This window comes from Undibacterium sp. GW821-FHT07F11 (assembly GCF_059418665.1).
This window is the reverse complement of the sequence record NZ_JBWKQH010000003.1, coordinates 288,919-308,159: the sequence shown is the minus strand read 5'-3', so window position 1 is coordinate 308,159 and position 19,241 is coordinate 288,919. Positions and strand designations below refer to the sequence as shown.

At 50.0% G+C, this 19,241-nt stretch carries 12 protein-coding genes; 10 read left to right on the top strand and 2 right to left on the bottom strand.

Annotation, left to right across the window (positions count from 1 at the left end; translation table 11 throughout):
* Positions 1–65 precede the first annotated feature (65 nt).
* The 10 genes from AC07OI_RS08585 to AC07OI_RS08540 all read left to right on the top strand — a co-directional run bounded on the left by AC07OI_RS08585 (position 66) and on the right by AC07OI_RS08540 (position 17,446).
* On the top strand, positions 66–914 hold the full coding sequence (locus AC07OI_RS08585; protein ID WP_495256921.1) for a glycoside hydrolase family 12 protein: 849 nt from the start codon (positions 66–68) through the stop codon (positions 912–914).
* Between the two features lie 599 nt (positions 915–1,513).
* Complete coding sequence (locus AC07OI_RS08580; RefSeq protein ID WP_495256920.1) at positions 1,514–3,871, top strand: GH92 family glycosyl hydrolase; 2,358 nt, start codon at positions 1,514–1,516, stop codon at positions 3,869–3,871.
* Between the two features lie 59 nt (positions 3,872–3,930).
* On the top strand, positions 3,931–6,261 hold the full coding sequence (locus AC07OI_RS08575) for a GH92 family glycosyl hydrolase (RefSeq protein WP_495256919.1): 2,331 nt from the start codon (positions 3,931–3,933) through the stop codon (positions 6,259–6,261).
* 557 nt (positions 6,262–6,818) lie between these two features.
* Complete coding sequence (locus AC07OI_RS08570; RefSeq protein ID WP_495256918.1) at positions 6,819–7,283, top strand: Fur family transcriptional regulator; 465 nt, start codon at positions 6,819–6,821, stop codon at positions 7,281–7,283.
* 1,281 nt (positions 7,284–8,564) lie between these two features.
* Entirely contained in the window at positions 8,565–9,953 is a 1,389-nt protein-coding gene (locus AC07OI_RS08565; protein WP_495257174.1) for an MFS transporter, read from the top strand.
* A 376-nt stretch (positions 9,954–10,329) separates the two neighbouring features.
* The gene (locus AC07OI_RS08560; RefSeq protein ID WP_423004601.1) at positions 10,330–11,313 is read left to right on the top strand and encodes a LacI family DNA-binding transcriptional regulator; all 984 of its coding nucleotides are present in this window, start codon (positions 10,330–10,332) and stop codon (positions 11,311–11,313) included.
* 69 nt (positions 11,314–11,382) lie between these two features.
* Complete coding sequence (locus tag AC07OI_RS08555) at positions 11,383–12,612, top strand: AGE family epimerase/isomerase (protein WP_495256917.1); 1,230 nt, start codon at positions 11,383–11,385, stop codon at positions 12,610–12,612.
* Positions 12,602–13,516 carry a carbohydrate kinase family protein gene (locus tag AC07OI_RS08550; RefSeq protein ID WP_495256916.1) on the top strand — a complete coding sequence of 305 codons (915 nt, stop codon included), beginning with the start codon at positions 12,602–12,604 and terminating at the stop codon, positions 13,514–13,516. The genes AC07OI_RS08555 and AC07OI_RS08550 overlap by 11 nt, the downstream gene beginning before the upstream one ends.
* A gap of 59 nt (positions 13,517–13,575) precedes the next feature.
* Positions 13,576–14,952 carry a glycoside hydrolase family 47 protein gene (locus AC07OI_RS08545; protein ID WP_495256915.1) on the top strand — a complete coding sequence of 459 codons (1,377 nt, stop codon included), beginning with the start codon at positions 13,576–13,578 and terminating at the stop codon, positions 14,950–14,952.
* 61 nt (positions 14,953–15,013) lie between these two features.
* Positions 15,014–17,446: a GH92 family glycosyl hydrolase gene (locus AC07OI_RS08540; RefSeq protein ID WP_492704391.1), complete on the top strand. Its 2,433-nt coding sequence runs from the start codon at positions 15,014–15,016 to the stop codon at positions 17,444–17,446.
* A gap of 85 nt (positions 17,447–17,531) precedes the next feature.
* Here the strand turns inward: AC07OI_RS08540 and AC07OI_RS08535 are convergent, their stop codons facing one another.
* Together AC07OI_RS08535 and AC07OI_RS08530 are read right to left on the bottom strand one after the other, a co-directional pair.
* On the bottom strand, positions 17,532–18,266 hold the full coding sequence (locus AC07OI_RS08535) for a copper homeostasis protein CutC (protein WP_495256914.1): 735 nt from the start codon (positions 18,264–18,266) through the stop codon (positions 17,532–17,534).
* Entirely contained in the window at positions 18,263–19,240 is a 978-nt protein-coding gene (locus AC07OI_RS08530) for a glucokinase (RefSeq protein ID WP_495256913.1), read from the bottom strand. The genes AC07OI_RS08535 and AC07OI_RS08530 overlap by 4 nt, the downstream gene beginning before the upstream one ends.
* Position 19,241 lies beyond the last annotated feature (1 nt).

Below are 19,241 nucleotides of genomic sequence, written 5' to 3'. Positions count from 1 at the left end.
TATTTGCACTCACCACGAGAGACCTTGTTTATCAAATTAAAAAACTATCAAATAATGGAGACAAAATGATTAAGATGCAAAACTTCAATACAGGCAAAGTCAAGACGATCGCGGCGGGATTGGTATTCGGACTGTTGATGTGCAATCAGGCACAAGCAGCTTCCGCATCTGCCAGCCCTGCGGACGCAAGTAACAAGCATATTTATGTTGGTCAGTATGATTTGTCCACAAACCTGTGGGGCGTCAGTGGTGCGGGAAGCAGTTGGTCTGAAACCATCTTTACCAATTCAACCACGACGATGGATGGGGCTGGTTATAAATGGACGGGGTTTGGTGGTGATACCAGCAGTGTTAAATCTTACCCAAGCATACGCCGGGGTGCCAGCAATAGCCAAAACAACCCTGCAACCTCTGGTTTGCCTTACCTGTTCGGCAGCAATACAAAAAACGTCGATGTGCTATGGAACTTTACCACGGCCGGTTACGATGGCACGGGCAATATTACAGGTACCTATAACCATGCCATTGACGTCTTTTTTCATTCGTCCAATATCTGGAACATGAGTTATCTCAAAGGAGAAATCATGGTCATTCCCGACTCCTCAGCCAACTCGCAGACATCAGGTTGGGGCGTTAAAGACGCTACCAGTTTCGTACTGGATGGAGAAACATGGGATGTCTGGCAAGCGACCATGACTTCCAATGGCAATAGCTGGCCCGTCATGCAATTCCGAAAACGTGTTAATGCCAGGTACTTCAACAAAAACCTGAAATATTTTTTTGCAGAAGCAGCACGGAGGAGGGCGGACGTATTTAAGAGTACCTACTATGTAATGATGGTAGAGGCCGGAACGGAAGTGAAGTCTGGTTCCGGTCACTTCTACAATAAAAATTATCAGGTCAGTGTTTATTGATAAAAACAGAGCATTTCAATTTACGTGCGGGGTCTTGGGGAATTATCTATGGCACCGCACAGTACCATGTGTCTCAATTCACTGGGGCACACGTAGCATTGATCAGACATTATTCAATTCGGCCCTCTCAATAAATTGTTGTTGAAACCCATTAATTTGTTTAGTAATCAAACTAAACTAAAACATGAGGCCTGACATTGATTGACCGGCTTTTCCAGACAAAGTTACCATCAAATATCGTTTTTACAGCAATTTTCTGATTTTGTTTAGCAATTCACGACGACTTTGTTTTGCTTTTTTATGTGGTGGGCATATCCATGCGTACTTTAACCGAGGCCGCAGGCTTTTCAGTGAAAACAGTCTCGCGCACATTGAAAAACCAGACTGGCTTGACCGCAGTGACGTGTGCACTCGTACTTGATAAGAACTGGAAACAAACGCTTAGGGGGCTCAGTGCTACCCTCGCGCGTTCTGCAATGAGAAAAACTGGAGCCAATTCTTGAAGTGCAATTGGTTGTAAGGGGCAATGGTGTTCAAGCGGTTTAACAAAACCTGTCGTCAGATTAAGCCTTCACCTTAATATCATTTCTGGAAAAAACATGCGCCGTTCGATAATTTCGTTTGCTTCGATTGCTGTATTTTGCACCTCCCAATCGCATGCAAAGGCTGGGACTGATCTTGTAGCTGAAGTCAATCCAATGATAGGCACAACAAACCTGGGCAACACTTTTCCAGGGACAGTCATGCCTTTTGGGATGTTCAGTTTCAGTCCCGAGACCAGCAAAGGCGAAAAAAACAAGGCGGCAGCTCCAGGTGGATACTTGTACGAGGCCAGGAAAATACGAGGCTTCAGCCTGACGCATTTGTCAGGCACAGGTTGCCGTGGTGCCAGCGGTGATATACCTTTTATGCCAGTCACGAAAGAGCTGAGCACCTCGCCTTCGCTAGACAGCAAGGATGAGCATTATGCCAGCCGCTATTCCCATTTAAATGAAACAGTACAAGCTGGTTATTACAAAGTACGCATGGAAAATGGAGTACAAACTGAATTAAGTGCCAGCCTGCGTGCAGGCATCGCACGCTTTGCTTATCCATCACAGGGTAAGGCAGCGATTTTGATACGCAATTCAGATTCACAGTTAGGCAGTTTTGCGGCTAATTTGAAAATTGATACTGAGACTAATACCGTCAGCGGTTCGGTCAGCAGCGGCAATTTTTGTGGATATCTGCATCCTGTGACGCGCCGGCCTTATTACACGGTTCATTTTGTAGCCCGCTTTAATCAAAAATTTGCCGCAACCGCAACTTGGCAAAACGAGAAAATCATTCCCAATGGTATAGCGGCAGAAGGTGCGACCGAGTTGGATGATAAAGGTTTTCCGCAACTCAACAAAGGCTCAGGTGCCTGGATAGATTTTGGTAATGCCAGAAATGTTGAAGCACGGATTGGTATTTCCTATGTCAGCGTAGCAAACGCTACAGAAAATCTGAATGCAGAAATATCTGCAGAAAAATCTCTGGAGGCGGTTGTAAAAGATAACCGCAAGGCATGGAATCAGCAATTGGCTAAAATTGATGTGACAGGTGGCGACAAAGATCAGCGCACGATTTTCTATACTGCCTTGTACCACTCCTTATTGCATCCGAATCTCTTTAGCGATGTAAATGGTGAATATGCAGGTTTTGATCAAAAGACGCATAAAGTAACGGCTCCCCAATTGGCGCAATATGCCAATTTTTCAGGCTGGGATATTTATCGTTCACAAGTGCAGTTGATAGCCTTGATCGAGCCAAAAATCGCCAGTGACATAGCACAGTCTTTATTGAACCAGGCTCAGCAAAACAATGGCGTGTGGGACCGTTGGACGCATAACAATGGTGCCACTGGCGTCATGAACGGTGATCCTGCTACTGCCTCGGTTGCCAGCATGTACGCATTTGGTGCGCGTGATTTTGATGTGGCTACGGCTTTCACTTCACTCGCTAAAGCGGCGCGCACCCCAACCAGGCTGGATTTATCCAAGGATGGTTGTCCTGTCATGTGTGTAGGGCAAAGACCCGGTCTGGATCAGTGGATAAAGTATGGCTACATGCCACAATCAGCGCCAGGCTGGGGCATGGTATCTGATGCACTGGAATATGCAAGTGCCGACTTTGCGCTGGCCTCATTCGCTGAAAAATTGGGGGATCAGACTGCCAAGAAAGAATTCCTGGCACGCGCACAAAACTGGAAAAATCACTTCAATCCCGCCACTGGCTATCTGCAGGAACGCAAACAGGATGGTCAGTTTGTCACAGCGTTTGACCCGGCCTCAGACGAGGGTATGGTAGAGGGTAGTGGTGCACAGTATCTTTGGATGGTGCCATTCAATGCTGACGGCTTGATCAGGACTTTGGGCGGTGTTGAAAAATCCACGCAGCGACTGGATAAATTTTTCAAGAATGAGCAAGGCGCATGGACGCTGACTGTCTCTGGTCCACATCATTCAGAAATGGATAATGAACCCTCCATAGGCGCAGCCTGGCTATACTCTTATGCCTCACAACCCTGGAAAACCCAGGAAGTGGTACGCGAAGTACTAGGGCAGCTTTGGCACAATCGCCCGGATGGCATACCTGGCAACGATGATCTGGGTCAGATGTCTGCATGGTATGTATGGGCAGCGATGGGCTTGTATCCACAATACCCGGGCCGGGCGGAATTACTGATTGCCAGTCCAACTTTCAAGAAGATCGTGGTTCAACGAAAACAAGGGCTGCTGACCATCAATGCAGATCAGACTGGCATGCAATTTAAATACGTGCAAAGCCTGACATTGAACGGCAAATCATTGACGAAATCATGGCTCGATGAAACTGCTTTGGACGGCAAGCTGAACCTGGATTTTAAACTTGGCAAGCAAGCCAATAAAAAGTGGGCCATCAAGCCGGGTGAATTGCCACCATCATTTGAGTAAATTTAATTCAGGCAGTTGCTGTATCCGTAGTTTTAAAAGAATCCACTGAAAAGGTATATATGATGTTTCGTATTTGCGGGCTAATTTTCCTGGGCGTGCTCATCGCCAGCAGCGTTGATGCCGCTCCAGCCAATAGTTCACGTCCGGTTGATGCAGTCAATGTATTCATAGGTACTGGTGGCGATGGTCATACCTTCCCGGGAGCGACACGTCCTTTTGGTATGGTGCAATTAAGCCCCGATACGCAGGTACGGCATTTTCGTCAAAGTTATCCCTGGGCGGCTGGCTATCGCTATGAAGATGATTCCATGCTTGGCTTCTCGCATACGCATTTTTCTGGCACCGGCCATTCTGATCTGGGTGACGTGTTGTTGATGCCCTATAGCGGCGACACCAAACTCGAGCCAGGCTATCCAGAGCGACCTTTCAGCGGTTATCGTTCACGTTTCAGTCACACGGAAGAGCGTGCCGAGCCTGGTTATTATGCAGTCAAATTGCTGGACCATGAGATTGATGTCGAATTGACGGCGAGTGACAGGGTAGGCATGCATCGCTATCGCTTTGCCAAAGGTGAAGCCGCAAAGCTGATCGTCGATTTACGCAGTAGTATTTACGATTACAAAACAAAAAACTTGTGGTCCAGCATGCGTGTACGCAAAGACGGCATCATTACCGGTATGCGTGAAACCCGTGGCTGGGCGGCAGGCCGCCAGGTTTATTTTGCGATGCAATTTTCACGGCCATTATTGGCGCGTGAAATCCATAACCGCGAAGATGCAGTCGAATACCGTGGCTTTACCGGGCCAGGCAGTGGACCTCAGGATAAAGCTAAAATTGAAGGCAAGGCACTGGTTGCGGCGTTGGATTTTGGTGTTCCCAGCGACCAAACTCTGATGGTCAAAGTGGCGATTTCGGCTGTCAGTGAAGATGGTGCGATTGCAAACCTGTCTGAAATGCAGAACTGGGATTTTGCTGCGCAGCGCGCCAAATCGAAACAGGCCTGGGACAAGGCTTTGTCAGCAGTCAGCATTGAGGCAAAACCCGAGATGCGCACCAAGGCATACACCGCCTTGTACCACAGTATGATAGGCCCCAGTTTGTTTATGGATGTGGATGGCCGCTACCGTGGGCCGGATAATCAGGTCCATCAGGCTGATGGCTTCCGTTTCCATTCCACCTTTTCTTTATGGGACACCTACCGCGCGCTCCATCCCTTGCTAACCTTGATACAGCCCGCGCAGCGCAATGCTGATTTTGTGCGATCACTACTGGCATCGCAACAGCATAGCCCTGAAGGGATACTGCCGGTATGGCAATTTCATGGTCTGGAAACCTGGTGCATGATAGGTTATCACGCTGTACCCGTGATAGCAGATGCTTATATGAAGGGCATTCCTGGTTTTGATGCAGATAGCGCATTGAATGCAATGATAGCCAGTGCTGAATATGGTCCTTATGGCGGCTTGAAGCATTATATGAAACTGGGCTATGTGCCAACCGACCTGGAACCAGAAGCAGCATCCAAAACCGTCGAATATGCTTTTGATGACTGGACCATTGCGCGTATGGCCGAGAAAATGGGCAAAGCTGATATCGCGAAAAAATATTATGCCCGTGCCCAGAATTTTCGTAATGTGTTTGACACCAAGACTGGTTTCATCCGTGCGCGTAAATCGAATGGTGAATTCCGTGTCCCTTTTGACCCAGCCGTGTCCAACTTTGGCAGTGATTATACCGAAGGCAGTGCATGGCAATATTCATGGTATATGCCGCATGATAATGCCGGCCTGATCAGCATGCTGGGAGGAGATGCTGCTGCCATCTCAAAAATCGACCAGGTATTCGATGCTAAAGTGGATCCCAAAGTCTATGCCCATATGGAAGATATTTCTGGTTTGATAGGACATTATGCACATGGTAATGAACCTTCGCATCATGTCGCTTATTTATATAATTACTTCGGCGCACCATGGAAGACGCAACAACGCTTGCAGCAAATCATGCAAAGCCAGTATCAGGCTAAGCCTAATGGACTGTCTGGTAACGATGATCTTGGTCAGATGTCTGCGTGGTTCGCTTTCACGAGCTTTGGTTTTTATCCAGTAGCACCAGGTAGTAATGAATACATACTTGGCCGCCCGTTCCTGGATAAAACGACGCTGCAATTACCGAATGGCAAACAGTTCACCATACGCGCCCAGAATTTGAGTGATGCCCATCCCTATGTGGCAAGTATCAGTTTGAATGGGAAAAAGCTGGATCAAAACTATCTGCGCCATGAGCAAATCATGGCTGGTGGCGAGCTGGTGTTTGTCATGCAGGCTGAGCCAAACAAGAAGTGGGGCAATTCTAAAGATGCTCGGCCCTATACACAAACACCGTACCAATGAAATCGATGATGAACAAATCAGCGTACACGGCCCTTGTTTTGCGATGCAGGTCACAAGGCCATGTGGAACATTAGTATAGGCAGCGTCAATAGTCATCTTGGTGATGAAGTGCATTGTGATTCTTATGTGAGTACGCCAGTATGAAAACCGAGATTCATGCAGTCCGCGCTATGGTGCCTTTCATATCTTCATGTCTGGCATTATTCCCGCCTGTTTTCACCGAAACCCGCTTTGGAATTTTGTAAAGTAGTCTGTTATTCGCGTTGATGTTCCGTTTTTGATCAGGCACCTTGGTTGTATATATGCTTACAGCATTGTTTTATTGGATGCAAAGTTTTTTTGCATCCAATTTGCCGCTGTTTTTACCCCGAAAGTGATTGTATAAATTCATAGAATTCATTGCGATCAAAGGAGGGGCGTCATGAAATATAAAATTACAAACATTATCCTTGCAAGCGATAATGAGAATCATTATTATTTGTTTGTTGTTATGCTTACTGTCATAGCTGAAAAGCTTAGGCAATTGCATACTCTATAAACATGTTTAAATGATAAAAATGGAAAAGAAAATTAGACTCAACTCGATGACTTCGGGGGAGATACCGGGTCTGGCAGAACAGTTACAACGTGCAGGACTGCGCCCAACAGTTGGCAGAGTCGGGATGCTGGCTGCGATTATTCAGATTGGGGACGGCTATCATTACCCGGAAGATATTTTGCGGGAATTGCTAAGGCAGGGCCGGTTAGGCAGCATTACAACCATTTATAGGGTGCTTGCAGATTTAACTTCCATCAATTTTCTGCAACGCTCTTTTGATGTCGATGGCAAAGCAAAGTATCGATTAACTCATGCAAATATTGCAGCTGAAGAGATATGCCTGTTTTGTGAGCAGTCTGGCCGTAGCGTTACGGTCCATGAAAGTGAACTCCGGGCCAAATTAGATCAACTTGTGCGTCAACATGGCATGGAAACGTCATCGTCACCCTTATTGATACGGGTGAATGTAGCAGCAAAAGCTTGAGAGTTCCGGGCATAAATAAGGTGAAGTCATATACTTCTGCACTGCTATGCTGATTGTGTTTTGGATGCTGGTGGCGCGGCATTAACAAATTTCAATAATGTACTGCCTCAATTTCATCAGATCAGGGATAGTGCTATATCTGAAAGCAAGATGTACCGCAGCTATTAAACCAAAGCTGTTGATTTGTACTGAAATTTGCCCCACTTTTCTAAATACTATGCATTTCACTAGAACTCATTTCATAAATAGGATGAGTGCGAACAAGACGATTTGGGATGCAGTGCAAGGCCTAAGGTGTGTACCCTGTGAAGCTAAGGCTGGTGCCTTAGCGAGGGCGAGGTAACAAACTGCACGCTGCAATGCGCCCAAATCGTCAATTCACTAAGGGTTTGCCTCATAACGCGTGCTGGACTGCAGGTTTTGACAATTCGACTCGTGATCAATAGCACCGCTATTGACTGCCTCGTCCCCTTGCAGGGCACATGTGCGCTTGCAAGCGCACATCGTACGCAGGCGTGCATCATGCTGCACGAATTCCCTGCTTTACCCTTGCCAGCCCACGTTATGAGGCAAACGCATCTCAACATATTTATGAAATGAGTTCTAGTTTAGTGCACAATTTGGCTGACCTTAAAGGGCAGGAAAAAGGAATGATCGCCGTGGCATTGCCAGAATTCATTCGATACTGGCACATTCGTGACCAGATTTCATTACAGACGATCGCCAGACGACCGGGCCCGCGCTCTGAAGTCACAGAACCAGCCTATGCGTGGTAACAACAAACATCATTGATAAATATGAGCCACAACTTTCAAGCTACCTTAAAACCAAACTGGTACAAATCGCAAGCAACGGCACAGCTTAAGACAAATCATCTGGATCTGAAAGCGCTGGGATTGGAAGGAGTGTACGACTGGGTGGCAGCTTTCACTGGAAAGTTGGAAGGCGGATCAAGCTGATCGGATCAATTCAACAGACAAACGAACACTTTTATTGTCAGGAGTTTCTGGGAGGCGTTAGTTTAGTAAAAACCATAAACATCACCCAAATTTAAAACTGGAATTGCACGTCCGTCCATAGAGCGGTATATATACAAACTGCAGTTTCCTAATCAAAGTGCAGATAACAGCGATTGCTACCATCGCATCCGGACAAAACTACCAAATCGAAAAGGGAAAAACAAAACCTGGCAAGTGCAACATGTGCAGTCAAACCTAAACTACTTATATCACTATGCATGCGACTAATACAAAAACACAATGGGGACAATTTTTGCCACTGGTGACAGTGTTCTTCTTCTGGGGATTCGTTGCTGCCAGCAATGATATTCTCATCCCCGTCTTTAAAGAAGCCTTTCATCTCAGCCAGGAGCAAAGTCAGCTCGTGTCTCTGGCTTTCTATGTAGCATATACTGTGGGCTCGCTCATTTATCTGGCAGTTTCACGCGTCATCGGTGTGGATCTGGTCAATAAGCTGGGTTACAAGAACGGGTTGGCGCTCGGATTATTGATTTCTGCGGCAGGTACTCTGCTATTTTTGCCAGCAGCCAATACAGGTTCATTCCCCTTGATGTTGTCGGGATTGTTTACTGTGGGCTTGGGTTTTTCACTGCAACAGACCGCTGCCAACCCCCTGGCAATCGCCTTGGGATCAACTGAGACAGGTTCGCAAAGGCTGACTCTGGCGGGTGGGGTAAACAATTTTGGCACCACGATAGGCCCGCTCATCGTCAGTTTTGCAATATTTGGTGCGCCGACGAGTATGAACCGTCAGCTCAGCATAGAAAGTGTCAAGTTTCCGTATCTGATGCTGGGTGCGGCTTTTTTGTTGGTCGCCATCATGCTCAAGTTCTCGTCCCTGCCTGACCGTCCTGCCATGCAGGTCAATGAAGAAGCCGGGCATGCATCGGACAGGCAATCGGCACTGCAATTCCCGCAATTGGTCATGGGCATGCTGGCCATTTTTGTGTATGTCGGGGTGGAGGTGTCCACTGCCAGCAATTTGCCAGCCTACATGGAAAGCAAGCTGGGCTTGCAAACAAAGGATGTGGCGCCGTTTATTTCTCTTTACTGGGCCAGTCTGATGATAGGACGCTGGACAGGCGCAGTTGAAGCCTTTGATTTGCGGGCTGGGCTGGGAAAGCTGCTTAAATTCCTCGCTCCTTATCTGGCTTTCAGCGTATTTTTGCTGGTAAACGCGATAGCCCAGCATGAGCTCAGTCATTTCTATGTATATGCCGCCATCGTGCTGATACTGATCGCTGCTGACATGCTGAGTCAGGGTAATCCCGCCAAAATGCTGGGTATCTTTTCCCTGCTGGGAGTTGCCGGCCTGCTCGTCGGCATGAGTACCACAGGCATGGTCAGCGTCTACGCTTTCACCAGCATAGGCTTGTTCTGCAGCACTCTGTGGCCATGCATTTTCACGCTGGCGATCAGTGGCCTGGGCAAGCACACAGGGCAGGGCAGCAATTACCTGATCATGATGATCATGGGTGGCGGTATAGTCAGCTGGTTGCAGGGATTTGTGGCCGACAAAATAGGCATACAAATGAGTTACCTGGTGGGGGTAATCTGCTTTGCCTACCTGGCATTCTATGCCTGGAAAGTGCAAGGCATATTGCGTGCGCAAGGTATCAAGCTGGGTAAGACCAGTGCAGCCGCACACTAGAATTGCTGGTTTTGATTTGTATGGCGCGCCATGTCTGGTGCGCCATTTTTTTTGAGCCAAGTGAGCAATGTGCGTTTTTGTCACCTTGTTTACTAAAATTAATAAACTAAGGCAATTTTCCTGCAGTTGATTGACCCTCGATTTTGCCGCCTGTATAAAAGAGTTACTCTGTAAAACACAGCATTTCCTGGCGATTTCTATTTTTTTTACGAACTGATCCGTTTATTAAACCTGCCTTTAGCGACACATGTGCAGCAGGTAAGCGTGGCAGGCTTGATGATATTGATAAACGCAAAAACGAATTAAATGCAATAAACATGATGAATGCCCGCTTTCCAGATATTGAAACTGACATAACCAGTAAGGAGTTCACTTCATGAGTGTGACCATACGCGATATTGCACAGGCTACCGGACTGTCGATTGGTACGGTATCACGCGCATTGAAGAACCAGGGGGGCTTGACCGAAGCCACACGCGTGCGTATCAGCAAAGTGGCGCGTGAACTGGGCTATGACTTTAGCAATCTCAAGCAGGGGCGGATCAGGCGTATTGTTTTTCTCCTACACCGCCAGCACAATACCCTGGCAAGCAGTCCCTTTTACTCTCCAGTATTGCATGGTGCAGAAGAAGCTTGCCGCAGGGAAGGGATCGTACTTTCATTTGTGGCGGTTGGACCCTCAGAACCAGTGATGGAGCAGATACGCCTGCACCAGCCTGACGCGATTTTGTGTGCCGGTTTTTTTGAACCCGAGTTGCTACAAGCCCTACTGCACACCAGCAAGCCTATCGTGCTGGTGGACATGCGTTTGCGCGGCTACACCTCAATCAATCCCGACAACCGGCTGGGCGGATTTCTCGCTACCCGTCATCTGATACAGTCAGGCCGAAAACGTATTGCCATGATATCAGGGCCGCTGGCACATTTCAGTATTCAAGAGCGTGCACGTGGTTTCCGCCAGGCTCTGTATGAATCCAAGACATTGGCAGATCCTAGCCTCGAAGTCAGCATCCCAGACCCCAGTAATATTGAAAATGGCGTGCGTGAAGCCATGCGGGAACTACTGAGCCTGACCCGCCCTCCTGATGCCGTATTTTGCTACAACGATAGCGCCGCTCTGACAGCACTGCATTACTGTCTTGACCTTGGCATGAAAGTGCCCCATGACATTGCCATTGTTGGCTTTGATGACATCAGTGCCGCCGCCAAGTCGATTCCCCCATTGAGCAGTATCAGGGTGAACAAGGAAGCACTCGGTGCCTCCGGTGTGGATTTACTGATACGCAAACAAACTGACGAGATAGTAGAAAAAACCCTGGCAGTTGAACTGATCGTGCGCGAAAGCAGTTGCGATGATTAGTTTTAGCACTTGGCTGTAACGCCTGGCTGTAAAAATTTTTGGCCCTTATTGACCACCACCCATATTCGTATGCATCCTTTTCCTGACTTCAAATCAATTTCTGTCCTGACTGACCATATCAGTGACACACTGAATTTTTACTATCCGCGTAGTGTTGATGCCAGTGGCGGCTTCTATCATTACTTCAAAGATGATGGCAGTATTTATGATAGCCAGAGCCGCCATCTGGTCAGCAGTACCCGCTTTGTCTTTGTGTATGCCATGGCCTATCGTCATTTTGACAATCCGGCTTATCTGGAACAAGTCAGGCATGGCGTGGACTTTTTGCGACAAGTACACCGTGCCCCGGTGACTGGTGGTTACGCCTGGCAATTGCGCTGGGAGAACGCCGGTAAGACCATCATCGATGGCGACAATCACTGCTATGGCCTGGCCTTCGTCATGCTGGCTTATGCCCATGCCCTGATGGCTGGTGTAGCAGAGGCGCGCGGCTATCTGGATGAAACCATGGAGTTGATGGAACGCCGCTTCTGGGAGCCACAACATGGTCTGTATGCCGACCAGGCCAGTGCAGACTGGCAGGTTTTGGACAACTATCGCGGTCAGAATGCCAATATGCATGCCTGCGAAGCTCTGCTGGCAGCTTATGAGGCAACGGGTGCGCTGCACTTCTTGCACAGGGCGGAAACCGTGGCACACAATATCACTCAGCGCCAGGCAGCGCTGGCAGACGGCATGATCTGGGAGCACTACGATGCTAACTGGAACATAGACTGGAATTACAACCTGGATGACAAGGCTAATCTGTTCCGCCCTTGGGGATTCCAGCCGGGTCACTTTACCGAGTGGTCCAAGTTATTGCTGCAACTGGAAAACCACGCCCAGCATCTGCAACATGATAAGGATTGGTTATTGCCTACTGCCGAAGCCTTGTTCCAGAAAGCGCTGCAATTTGCCTGGGATGAGCAATATGGCGGCATCTGTTATGGCTTTGCGCCCGACGGCAGCATATGTGATGGTGACAAATATTTCTGGGTGCAAGCTGAATCCATGGCTGCCGCAGCCCTGCTGGCAAAACGTACTGGCAAGCAAAGCTACTGGGACAGTTATGAGCATCTGTGGCAATACAGCTGGCAGCACATGATAGATCATGAATTTGGTGCCTGGTTCAGGATACTGTCGCGCGAAAATCACAAGCTCAGTGATGAAAAAAGTCCGGCTGGTAAAGTGGACTATCACACCATGGGTGCCTGCTATGAAATCTTGCGCGTCTTGAAGGAGGAGCAACATGGAAGCTGAATTCCCTGTAATGCTCAGCGCAGGCGAAGCCCTGACCGATATGATTGCTTGCGGCCCCGGCCAATGGCGCAGCGTGGTCGGCGGCTCAACCTGGAATGTGGCCCGCAGCATGGCCAAACTGGGTCTGACAACTGGCTTTGCAGGCGCAGTCAGCCAGGATTTGTTTGGGCAGGAGCTGGTTCGCGCCAGTGCCGATGCCGGACTGGATTTGCGCTTATTACAGCAATATGATCGCCCGCCATTGTTGGCCATCGTCGGCGAAAGTACGCCACCCAGTTATTTCTTTATCGGAAGTGATAGTGCAGATCTGCATTTTGACCCGGCACAGTTACCAGTCGGCTGGAGTGCACGTTTGAAATGGGCGCACTTTGGCGGCATCAGCCTGGCCCGCCAGCCGCTGGCGGGCAAACTCCTGGGACTGGCGCGCCAGTTGAAGGCGCAAGGTGTACGGATTAGTTATGACCCCAATTTCCGTAACAATATGAACGCCGACTATGATCCCATCCTGCGTGAGATGGGGCAACTGGCAGACCTGATCAAGGTGTCCGATGATGACTTGCGTGGTTTGTTCCGTTGTCAGGATGCTGACCAGGCATTCACGCAACTACGCGCCATCAATCCTGCTGCCACAGTCTTGTACACCCGTGGTGAACTGGGGGCGTCGCTGCATGTCGCGGAAAGGGCATGGCAGGCAGATGCCGTGAAGATAGTCGTAGCCGACACCATAGGTGCGGGTGACGCCAGCATTGCAGGCTTGCTCTACAGCCTGACCATGCACCCAGAAAGAGAGCAGGCCAGCCACCTGCGATTTGCTCTCGCCGCTGGTGCTGCGGCCTGCCTGGCTTCGGGAGCGCAAGCGCCGAGCCTGCAACAAATAGAGACCTTGTATAGAGGTCACGAATAGTGGCCATATTCAGCGCCTTGAAAAAAATAATATCCATATCAGTGATTGAGGAGAACAACATGCGTATCAAACTATTGCCCGGCATATTGCTGGTGGCCGCCTTGGGCATGGCTAACCTGGGCCACGCCGCCAAACAGGAAAACCTGACGGAAAAAGAAGCTGCCCAACTGGCGCTGCAAGTAAAAAAAGAAACCCAACATGCCTGGCAATCCTATAAGCGCTATGCCTGGGGTCAGGATGCTTTGAAACCCGTGAGTAAGTCCGGCCATAACTGGTATGCCCAGTCTTTGTTGATGACTCCGGTAGATGCGCTTGATACCCTGTTGTTGATGGGCCTGAAGAAAGAGGCTGACGAAGCACGTGAGCTGATTGCCAGTAAACTCTCTTTCGACAAGGACATGGAAATCCAGAATTTTGAAATTACCATACGTTTGCTGGGTGGCTTGTTATCCGCCTATCAGATGACCGAAGACCCAAGATTGCTGGCCCTGGCAACCGACCTGGGTCAGCGCCTGCTGCCTGTGTTTGAATCACCCACCGGCATGCCTTATACCCATGTGAATTTACGCACAGGCAAGGTACGTGGCAAGGTCAGTAATCCGGCTGAAACAGGCACCCTGTTGCTTGAGTTTGGCATGCTGAGCAAGCTGACTGGCAACCCTGTTTTTTATGATAAAGCCAAACGGGCGCTGGTAGCTACGTATGAGCTACGCTCCAAACTGGGCCTGGTCGGGTCAGCCATTGATGTTGAAGCTGGCGTATGGGTCAACAAAGATGCTCACATCGGCGGCGGTATCGATTCTTATTATGAGTACCTGTATAAATGCTGGAAGCTGTTTGCCGACCAGGATTGCAAAACCATGTGGGACAAAAGTATTCCCGGCGTCAACCAGTATCTGGGCGACGAAGTCCGCGGTGAACTCTGGTACGGCCATGCCGACATGGAGACAGGTAGCCGCAAGGCCACACAATATGGCGCACTGGATGCCTTCATGCCAGCTTTATTGGCCCTCGGTGGTGACATGGACAGGGCAAAACGTCTGCAGGATTCCAATTTGAAAATGTGGCGTTTGCATGGCATAGAACCAGAGGCCCTGAACTACCAGACCATGCAAGTCACATCGCCGGAATATGCCTTGCGCCCTGAGATTATCGAGTCTGCCTATTACCTACACCACTATACAGGTGACAACAAGTACCGCGTCATGGGTAAAGAATTTTTCCTCGACTTTGTCAAGCGTTGCCGTAGCGAGGCAGGGTTTACCGCGCTTAAGGACGTACGCAATGGTAGCCGGGAAGATTCGATGGAAAGCTTTGTGTTTGCCGAAACCTTTAAATATTTTTATTTGCTGTTCGCATCAAAAAAGACCCTTGATTTTGATGCGATCACTTTTAATACAGAAGCCCATCCATTCAAGCTGAACCAAAAGAAATAAAGCAAAAAGATGAAGCTTGCCGCTACCGTAGTGGAGGCAAGACAAAAACACAGGAGACAAATTGAATACACTATCCACCTTCAGGCGTGTGGCCATCTTGGGCATGGTGGCGATACTGGCCAGCGCAAGCAGTATTGCTCACGCAGATACGGCAAAAGACAAAAACTTTCCTGTCAATACTTTTATTGGTACCCAGGATGACGGCAATACCTTCCCCGGTGCAGTCGCCCCCTTTGGCATGATACAACTGAGCCCCATCGGTGAGCACTATTCAGGCTGGCGCTACACCGATCAAAAAATTCGAGGCTTTGGCCATTCGTTTTTGTCTGGTGCAGGTTGTTGGGAGCAGGGTGGGCAACTCTCAGTCCTGCCAGTGACAGGCAGTATCAAGCCCGGTGGTAATTTTGATACAAGTAAGGCTGGTAGTTTTGACCATAAAGTCTATGGTTCTAACTTCACACACGATGGTGAAGTGGGCCATGCTGGTTACTTCAAGGTCAGGCTCACCGACTATGGTGGCATCATTGCAGAGACCACGGCACTCACCAGGGCCGGGGCCGAGCGTTATACTTTTCATGAAACGACTGACACAGGCCACATTCTGGTCAACCTTGGCCAGGCAAATGAGCGTCACTCTGTTGTTGGTAGTCATTTGCAAGTGGTAGACAGCCATACGCTGGAAGGCAAGATAGTCACACGCAGTTTCTGCGGTGGTGCGCAATACACGACCTGGTTCAGGATGGAATTTGACCAGGCTTTCCGTAGCCATGGCATCTGGGATGAAAGCGGCGGCACCGAAGCCAGCATGCAATTGAGCCAGCAAGGTGACAGCAAGCCGCATGGTGCCTGGCTAAGTTTTGACCTGAAAGCTAACAAGGCGGTTACGGCCATCAGCGCCATTTCACATGTCGATGCAGAAGGTGCAAGACGAAATTTGCGGGCAGAAGGCAAAGCCAATGGCAAGCTGCGCAGCTTTGACAATATGCGCAAGCAGGCGCAAGACGAGTGGAACAAGGAACTGTCAAGCATACGTATAGAAGGTGCCAACACCGATGACCGGACTGTCTTCTATACCGCACTTTACCATGCGTTGCTACAACCACTGACAGGCAATGACACTGATGGGCGTTACCGTGGTTATGACGATGTCATCCATAAAGTCGATAACGGTAACTACTACGAATTCTTTTCGCTGTGGGACACTTATCGCGCCCAGAATCAGCTTATCGCTTTGCTGCGCCCAGCCAGAGCACGTGATATTGCTGACTCCGTCTTGAAGATACAAGAGCAGGCTGGCTGGTTGCCACGTTGGGGCTATGCGAATTTTGAATCGAATGTCATGACGGGCGACCCGGTCACGCCTTTTATGGCCGACTTGTGGCGCTACGGTGCCCTGGCCGGCAAGGAAAAAGCTGCCTACGCGGCATTACGCCAGAATGCCTTTGAAGTGCCCAGCTTCAAACTGCGCTCAGAAGGTCGGGCAGGCAATCCGCAATATTTGCGCGATGGTTTCGTGCAATACGACAAGGGCTTCAGGGCCAAGGGTATGGATGTAGACCCGCATCATGGCGGCTCGGCGACCCTGGAATATGCTGCAGCCGATGGCGCACTGTCTTACATGGCAGAAGCATTGGGCGAAAAGGCAGACGCCGCCATATTGCGTCAGCGTGCGCAAAACTGGCGCAAGCTGTGGGACAAGGATGCTGCTGACAAGGAACTGGGCTTCAGGGGCTTTCCGCGTCCACGGCTGGAAAATGGCAACTGGTATACAGAACTGCAAGGCCATTACAACCCGCGCGCCGAGCATGGTTTTCATGAAGGCACGGCCTGGCAGTATCAATGGCTGGTGCCGCAGGATGCGCAAGCCCTTTTTGCTGCTATGGGCGGGCGTGAGGCGGCAGCCAGGCGCCTGGATGCCTTCTTTGCCTTTGATGAAATCGAGAAAAACGATTACCAGGCTGTGCGCAAGGACTGGGTCGTGGGGCCATATAGTTATTATAATCAGTATCGCTACAACCCCAATAACGAACCGGATTTGCATGTGCCATGGATGTATACCCTGGCAGGCCAGCCCTGGAAAACCACGACCGTCCTGCGCGCTGCCGAAACCCTGTTCAGCAATGCCCCGAATGGTGTAACTGGTAACGACGATCTTGGCACCATGTCAGCCTGGTATATTTTCAGCAGCCTGGGTATCTATCCCTGGATGCCGGGCAGTGGTCAGTTCTTGCTGCATGCGCCTAAATTTTCCAAAGCCGATATCGATCTCGGGAATGGCAAGACTCTCAGCATAGACAGCAAGGCTGCAGCGCGCACCCCCGTACGCTATATCCGCCAGGCGCAGTGGCAGGGCAAGCCTTTGTCGCAAGTGTGGCTATCCTGGGAGCAGATACAAGCTGGCGGTAAACTCAGCCTGGACTTGAGCAGTGACGACAAGGCCAAATCCTGGGGTAGCAGTTTGCAGGCATTGCCTCCAGGTGCGCTGGATAAATAATAAGGATAGCTAAAATTTCTTTGACGCAGCAAGCTTAAAAAGCAGGACAGCCCCCGGTCCTGCTTTCTTTTTTCCTGCTTGTATATCAGCAATCCAGTTGATCCAGCACCTGGCGTAGCGTTCTGACGATATGGGTTTGTGTTTCCAGAAAATCCGGCGCAAGTCCGTGCAATTTTCTTTTGTGATGTACCGTTCCAAAATGCGGGCCACTGGCTGAGGCATGTACCTCCGTGACACCACTTGCTGCCAGTACGGCGGCGAGATTCTCCGGCCTGATGCCTGCACCAGCCATGATGCTTATTCGTTTGTTTGCCTGACGCACCAGGCTTGCGAGCTGTGCCTGCCCCAGGAGGGCAGAGTCCGCCATACCTGAGCTCAAGATGCGTTCAAAGCCAAGCGCGATAATCTCCTCCAGACTTTGCTCAGGCGTGGCGCAAAGATCAAAGGCGCGATGAAAAGTCAGTGACATATTGCCAGCCGCTACGCGCATGGCACGGCAGAATTTGCTATCTATACTCTCTTCAGCATCCAGTGCGCCGACCACCACGCCATCACAGCCCAACCGCAAGCAGTTTTCTATATCGTAGAGCATGGCTTCACGCTCGGCTTCGGTATAGATAAAATCGCCTGAGCGTGGCCGTATTAATATATGGATGGGAATTTGCAAACGTTCACGTGTAATTGCGATAGTGCCATGGGAAGGTGTGGTACCGCCTTGCTCGAGATGAGCGCAAAGCTCTATGCGATCTGCACCACCGGCCTCGGCGGCCAAGGCAGACTCTATCGAATTCGCGGCAATTTCCAGCAGCACGCCTGTCATCCCTGACTCTCCTGCCTGTGCCAGTGGGCCGCACCCAGCAAGGCTAGCTGCCCAGGTTCTATCAGATAGACCGGGATGTTTTCCACCACGGCCCGCATCACACCCTTGTTCAGGAAGCGATTCCTGAATTCACTTTTTTGTATCAGTTCACTGATTTGTGTGGGGATACCGCCCGCCAGATAGACTGTCTGCGCCCCATAATAAATCGCCAGGTCGCCCAGCAGGCTGCCCAGCATGCCGCAAAACATCTCTACGGCTTGCTGGGCTATGCTGTCTTGTTTGGCGATGGCAGCGGCGCTGACTTCAGCAGGGGTTGCCAGAGAACTGGTTTGACCCTGGATGAGCGCGAGTGTGCGATATAGACGCAACAAGCCAGGGCCAGACAAGAACATTTCATTATCGATGTAGGGCGTGGATTTCCAGCATTGCGCAAGCAGTAATGCCTCTTGTGGATTGCCAGCCGTCAGTGCTGCATGGCCAGCTTCCGTCGCCAGTACCAAAGAAGGTGGTCCAGGCAACCAGACCGCTGCGCCCAGCCCGGTTCCTGGCCCTACCACAAGCACAGGACCAGCCAGCGCTGGCGTATTGCCCTGATTGAGTATGACCGCGTTCGCTGGATTGATGAGTGGCACCGACCAGGCGAGTGCTGCAAAGTCATTCACGAAACGCAGTTGCGCAAGACCGCTCTCCCGCATGGTTTGCCTGCGAGAGACCGGCCAGGGCAAATTGCTGTTACGTACCCGGTCTTCTTCAATCACACCAGCAATAGCGATACTGGCATGGTTGAATTGCTGCCGCATCATTTCGCTATAGGCGCAAATAATGGCAGCCAGGCTGGAATAGTCTGCGCAGGCAAAGTGATGATAATCCCTGATCTCGGGCTCGCCATGCGGGTTTATCCCGGCAATGGCAAAACGGGCATGGGTGCCCCCTACATCAGCGACGATCAGTTTGCTCGATGACAGGCTGGCCATA